This window comes from Streptomyces sp. ICN903, from assembly GCF_022015835.1.
Classification (GTDB): Bacteria; Actinomycetota; Actinomycetes; order Streptomycetales; family Streptomycetaceae; genus Streptomyces; species Streptomyces fenghuangensis.
Window position 1 is genome coordinate 1 of record NZ_JAKMAY010000384.1, and the last position, 4,648, is coordinate 4,648.

A 4,648-nucleotide genomic window follows, 5' to 3' on the forward strand; every position below is an offset into this window, starting at 1 on the left:
GCGGGTGGGTCTGCGACCCACCCGTTCCAATGAGAGAGCGCTCGGATCCCGCGTCCCGGAACCCGAGATCCGGTAGGAGTAGGGGCATGACCTCCACCAGTGACGAGCCCGCCGGGCTGCCGTTCCCGATGCCGCAGGCCGAGTACCTGGCCACCCTGCCCAAGGCCACCGTCTACGCCTGCGTGTACTTCACCGACACACGCGGGCGGCCGGTGCAGCTGCGTTCGGTGTACGGCAGACGGCTGTGGCAGATCCCGGGCGGCAACATGGATCCGGGCGAGGACCCGTTCCGGACGGCGGTGCGGGAGACGTACGAGGAGACCGGGCTGCGGGTCGAGGGCCCTCGCCCGCTGCTGCTGGCGCACTACATCCGCTCCGATCCGGCCGAGGCCCCGCTGGCGAAGGTCGGCTTCTGCTTCGACGGCGGCACGCTGAGCGACGAGGAGATCGCCTCCATCAGGCTGGACCCGGAGGAGCACGACCGCTGGGCGGTGGAGGAGTGGCACGTCTGGGAGCGGCTGATGACGCCCGAGGGCTACCGGCGGCTGGCCGCCCTCGCCGAGGCCCGCCGCACCGGCCGCGCGTCCCTGCTGCTGAGCGAACCGATCCTCCGGGGGCCGGCGTGACGGGTGGGCCGGTGCCCGCGGCGGGCTCGGACCGGGCCGGGCGCTCCGGGGCGTCGGTCGACCGCGCCTACCGCGATCCCGCTCTGGCCGCCCTGTACGACGCTCTCAACCCGTGGGGCCCGGGTGACGACTTCTACCTGGAGCTGGTGATGTCCGCCGCCTCGGTGCTGGACGTCGGGTGCGGTACGGGCGCGCTGCTGCGCCGCGCGCGGGCGGCCGGGCACGGCGGGCGGCTGTGCGGACTCGATCCGGCCGCCGCGATGCTGGGCTGTGCGCGGCGGGAGGCGGCGCGGTCGGGGGCCGAGGTGGAGTGGGTGCTCGGGGATCTTGGATCGGCCCGCTGGGAGGGGGAGTTCGAGCTGGTGGTGATGACCGGGCACGCCTTCCAGGTGCTGCTGGGGGACGGTGAGGTGCGTACCGCCCTGGCCGCCGTGCGGGCGGCGCTGGCCGGCGGCGGGCGCTTCGCGTTCGAGACCCGCAACCCGGCTGCCCGGCCGTGGGAGCGCTGGACTCCGGAGCACGCGGTCGAGGTGGCGGACGGCACGGGCGCGGCGGTACGGGTCGCGCACGAGGTCCAGGAGCCGGTGGCGGGCGGCACCGTCCGCTTCACCACGACCTTCACCGGCCCGGGCTGGGAGCGGGCCAGTCGCAGCGAACTGCGGTTCTGGGACGCGGATGCGCTCGACGGCCTCCTGGCCGGGGCCGGACTGACGGTTGTGGAACGCTACGGGGACTGGGGGCGGGGCCCGCTGACGGACTCCAGCCCGGAGATCGTCACCGTCGCGCGGCGCTGACGGGGCGGGCGCACCGGCAGCAGGGGGCGGCCAGTGGCCAGGGGGGCACTGGCCGCTGGGCGGTGGAGGACTGGCCCGTCTGGGAGCGGCTGATGACGCCCGAGGGCTACCGGCGGCTGGCCGCCCTCGCCGAGGCCCGCCGCACCGGCCGCGCGGCCCTGCTGCTGAGCGAGCCGATCACCCGGGGGCCGGCGTGATGAGCGGGCTCAGGCCGACGGCCGAGGCCACGCCGCCCTTACGTCTCATTACTGCACGGGATTCGGGCAAGTGACCGTGTCGGCCGGAATGCGCTGAGCCGGGGTGGCCTCTTCGGCTGCGATGATCAGTCGCCGACAAACCATAGATAGCTGCCGGGCGTCTGTGAGCAGGATTGCAGCAGGCCCATGAGGTCAAGGACAGCGGCCGTCTGGGACTGGTCGGAGCACTGCTGCAACAGACCGGGCACCTCGCGCAGAGCGGCTTCCGCCTGCTGCTCGTTGAACAACGTGTCTCCATACGGATCCACCCGCCCAATGTTGCTCTGGTCGTCTCCATCCATGCCGACCAGGACATCGGTCAGTGCGTCGCCATGTTCGTACGACCCGTGGATCAAAGTCGTCCTGGACCGACCCCAGTCCAGAATGGGCCTCTTTGCGTGCAGTTCAAGTTCGACACCCATGGTGATCATTCCCTCCGAGGCTGCTGCAGCAAGCCTTGAACCATTGAGTGGACAGCGAAGTAAAGGCCACAGACGACTGGAGATCACTTAGTAGACGCAGCCTAGTCGAGGTCGGCGACGAAGGTGCCCAGGCCGACCTCGGTGCGAACCAGGCCGGTGGTCCGCAGGTACGCCAGCGCCTTCTGGGCCGTCGAGGCCGCGATGCCGAACTCGGCGCTCAGCTCCACGATGCCCGGCACGCGGCTGCCCGGCGGGTAGGTGCCGTTGGCGATGCGGGCCTCGATGGTCGCGGCCACCTGCCGCCGGATCGGGCGCGAACGATCAAGATCAGGACTCACATGCCGACCGTAAGCAGTCGACGTTACCCGCGCTACCGCAGTCATATGCGACATCGCGATAAGTGCGATACCTCGATACCATGAGGTCATGGCCGATTTCTGGATCAGGGTCTACAAGGTCAACCCGGTGACGAGGCGGCGGCGGGAGGTCAGCCGTTGGGCGTCGCCACCCGAACGGCTGCCCGACGTTCCGCTGATCTCAGGGGTGTGGCCGCCGTGTGAGTGCCCTCGGTGCGACGGCTCCGGCCGACCACCCGCCCGCACCACCTGATCGCGTCATTCCTGCGCAAACCTTCACGGATCATCGCTTGCCGCCCTTACGCTCTCGCCCATGACGACAACGACACCCCCCAACCACCCATGTACATGGGGCAGTTACTCGTACTTGGTGTTGATCCATGAGGGTGCCAAGGGCGACAAGGTCTGGCAGCGGAAGGCAACCGGGTGCGCCGACACGACCCAGCGCACATTCGCCGCCGGGCACGACGCGAAACTCAAGTCGCTGCTGATCGCGGCCGGGGTCGGCGGTCACCAGGCAGGCGGCGGTCCGGGGCCGGAATTGGAGAGGCGCCCCGATGTATGGGCTTTGGGCTGACGGTTGCGGAGCGGTACGGGGGCTGGGGGCGGGGCCCGCTGACGGACTCCAGCCCGGAGATCGTCACCGTCGCGCGGCGCTGACGGGGCTGACGGAGCGGGCGGCCCCTGGGCCCTGACGGCCCAGGGGCGGCCGGGTGTCAGTCGAACCAGCGGTCGCGGGCCAGTTCGGCGGCCCGGGAGGGGTCCTCCAGCAGGGCGGCGGCCTCGAAGCGGCGCGGCCACTGGCCGGCCGCCCAGGCCAGGCCGGCCGCGACGCCCTCGACGGTGGCGGCGTGGAGGGTGCCGTCGGGGGTGAGCCGCCAGTCCAGTTCCACGCCGGCGAGGACGAGTTCGTCGTGCTCGACGTAGGTGGCCGGGGCGCCGGGGAGCAGGACGCGTACCGCGTCGGGCACCTCGCGCACCTCGCCCGCCGCGGCATCCGGGGCGGGCAGCCCCGCGCCGACGGTCTCGCTCAGACGGCGTACGTCGAGGACGGCGGCCAGGGCGGCGGCCAGGGCCGGGCGTACCGGCAGCAGCGGGCGGCCGGTGGCCAGGGGCAGCAGGTCGGGGGCGTCGGCGACCAGCGCGTCGGCGGCGTCCACCAGGCGTACCTCGCCGTCGGCCACGACGCGCAGTTCGTCCGGCAGTGTGACCTCGTCCGGGTCCAGCTCGGCCAGCAGGCTGTACAGGCCGTGGAGTTGGGCGGGGGTGACGGGCAGGTCGGGGTCGGCGAGGCGGCCCAGGAGTTCGGAGGCGCCGCCGGGTTCGTCCAGCAGGGCGGCGGCGGAGGTGCGGATGCCCAGGGCGCGCAGCACCTGCTCGTCCAGGCCCGAGGTGGCGGCGGGCGCCTCCTCGTACAGGCCGGCCAGCAGCGGGTCGCCGCCGGCCGCGCGCAGTCCGGCGGGGCGGCGGCCGTCCAGGACGGGGTGGCCGCGCAGCCACCAGGCGGTGTAGGGGCGGACGGTCTGAACCGTGCCGTCCGGCAGCAGGACGCGTACCGGGGTGGTGAGCGCGTCGCGCAGCGGGGGGCGGGAGAGCATCCGCAGGGCCTGCGGCCAGTGGTCGTCGTCGACGAGGTCCAGGTCGCGTACGGCGAGCAGTTCGGAGACCACCGGCGGGACCGGGGTCTCGGGCAGGGTGTCGAGGACGTCCTCGCACCACACGTCGACGGCGTCCAGCAGGCCGGCGTCGTCGGGTTCGGGGAAGTCGGTGTCGCGGGGCTCGAGTTCGTCCGGGTCGAGGACGAGGTCGGTGGCTCGCACCAGGGCGAAGTCGGCGAGCACGCCGGTCGCGGCGAGGGTCTCCTCGCCCCACCGCTCGGCCAGTTCGGCGTCGCAGGCGGGCAGTTCGCCCTCGCGGATGACGCGCTCGAAGGCGCTGCCGGGGAAGACGAGTTCGGCGGCCGGGGCGAGTTCGCCGTCCTCGTCGGGGAGGGCGAGGGCGCCCAGCCAGGGTTCGTCGCCGGGTGAGAGGCGTGCGTCGCGGACGAGGGCGAGGACGGTGTCGGCCAGTTCCTCGGCGTCCAGGGGGCCGCCGTCCTCCTCCTCGTCGCCGTACCAGCTCTCCTCGGCCTCCAGCGAGGCGGCGACGGCCGCCCGCACCTGCGGGGTGGTGAGCACCGCGCGGGGTGTGGCGGGGGTGGCGCCCAGCTTCTCC

At 72.9% G+C, this 4,648-nt stretch carries 7 protein-coding genes and 1 pseudogene; 5 read left to right on the forward strand and 3 right to left on the reverse strand.

From position 1 onward, the window contains the following. Window positions 1–86 precede the first annotated feature (86 nt). The 3 genes from L7D48_RS26120 to L7D48_RS29235 all read left to right on the forward strand — a co-directional run bounded on the left by L7D48_RS26120 (window position 87) and on the right by L7D48_RS29235 (window position 1,617). A complete protein-coding gene (locus L7D48_RS26120) occupies window positions 87–626 on the forward strand; it encodes an NUDIX domain-containing protein (protein ID WP_237883140.1) in 540 nt (179 codons plus the stop codon). Beyond that, window positions 623–1,420, forward strand: a complete 798-nt coding sequence (locus L7D48_RS26125) for a class I SAM-dependent methyltransferase (RefSeq protein WP_374493808.1) — start codon at window positions 623–625, stop codon at window positions 1,418–1,420. Before L7D48_RS26120 ends, L7D48_RS26125 begins: the two co-directional genes overlap by 4 nt. 62 nt (window positions 1,421–1,482) lie before the next feature. Beyond that, window positions 1,483–1,617, forward strand: coding sequence for a hypothetical protein (locus L7D48_RS29235; RefSeq protein ID WP_256463279.1), 135 nt, complete (start codon window positions 1,483–1,485; stop codon window positions 1,615–1,617). Between the two features lie 125 nt (window positions 1,618–1,742). On the opposite strand, the gene L7D48_RS26130 is transcribed toward L7D48_RS29235, so the two are convergent. Both L7D48_RS26130 and L7D48_RS26135 read right to left on the reverse strand, forming a co-directional pair. Next, the gene (locus L7D48_RS26130; RefSeq protein ID WP_308312338.1) at window positions 1,743–2,087 is read right to left on the reverse strand and encodes a hypothetical protein; all 345 of its coding nucleotides are present in this window, start codon (window positions 2,085–2,087) and stop codon (window positions 1,743–1,745) included. Window positions 2,088–2,179: 92 nt separating this feature from the next. Further along, entirely contained in the window at window positions 2,180–2,416 is a 237-nt protein-coding gene (locus L7D48_RS26135) for a GntR family transcriptional regulator (RefSeq protein WP_237883141.1), read from the reverse strand. A gap of 88 nt (window positions 2,417–2,504) precedes the next feature. Here L7D48_RS26135 and L7D48_RS26140 point away from each other — a divergent pair, with 88 nt between their 5' ends. Together L7D48_RS26140 and L7D48_RS26145 are read left to right on the forward strand one after the other, a co-directional pair. Further along, complete coding sequence (locus L7D48_RS26140) at window positions 2,505–2,687, forward strand: hypothetical protein (protein ID WP_237883142.1); 183 nt, start codon at window positions 2,505–2,507, stop codon at window positions 2,685–2,687. Window positions 2,688–2,747: 60 nt separating this feature from the next. Further along, on the forward strand, window positions 2,748–3,011 hold the full coding sequence (locus L7D48_RS26145) for a hypothetical protein (RefSeq protein WP_237883144.1): 264 nt from the start codon (window positions 2,748–2,750) through the stop codon (window positions 3,009–3,011). 139 nt (window positions 3,012–3,150) lie between these two features. On the opposite strand, the pseudogene L7D48_RS26150 reads toward L7D48_RS26145, so the two are convergent. After that, window positions 3,151–4,648: pseudogene (locus L7D48_RS26150) on the reverse strand (molecular chaperone Hsp90); the annotation flags it as partial.

Coding starts and splice junctions, on each gene's coding strand:
- L7D48_RS26145 (WP_237883144.1), top strand. CDS start 2,748: ATGACGACAACGACACCCCCCAACCACCCATGTACATGGGGCAGTTAC.
- L7D48_RS26120 (WP_237883140.1), top strand. CDS start 87: ATGACCTCCACCAGTGACGAGCCCGCCGGGCTGCCGTTCCCGATGCCG.
- L7D48_RS26130 (WP_308312338.1), bottom strand. CDS start 2,087: ATGATCACCATGGGTGTCGAACTTGAACTGCACGCAAAGAGGCCCATT.
- L7D48_RS26140 (WP_237883142.1), top strand. CDS start 2,505: ATGGCCGATTTCTGGATCAGGGTCTACAAGGTCAACCCGGTGACGAGG.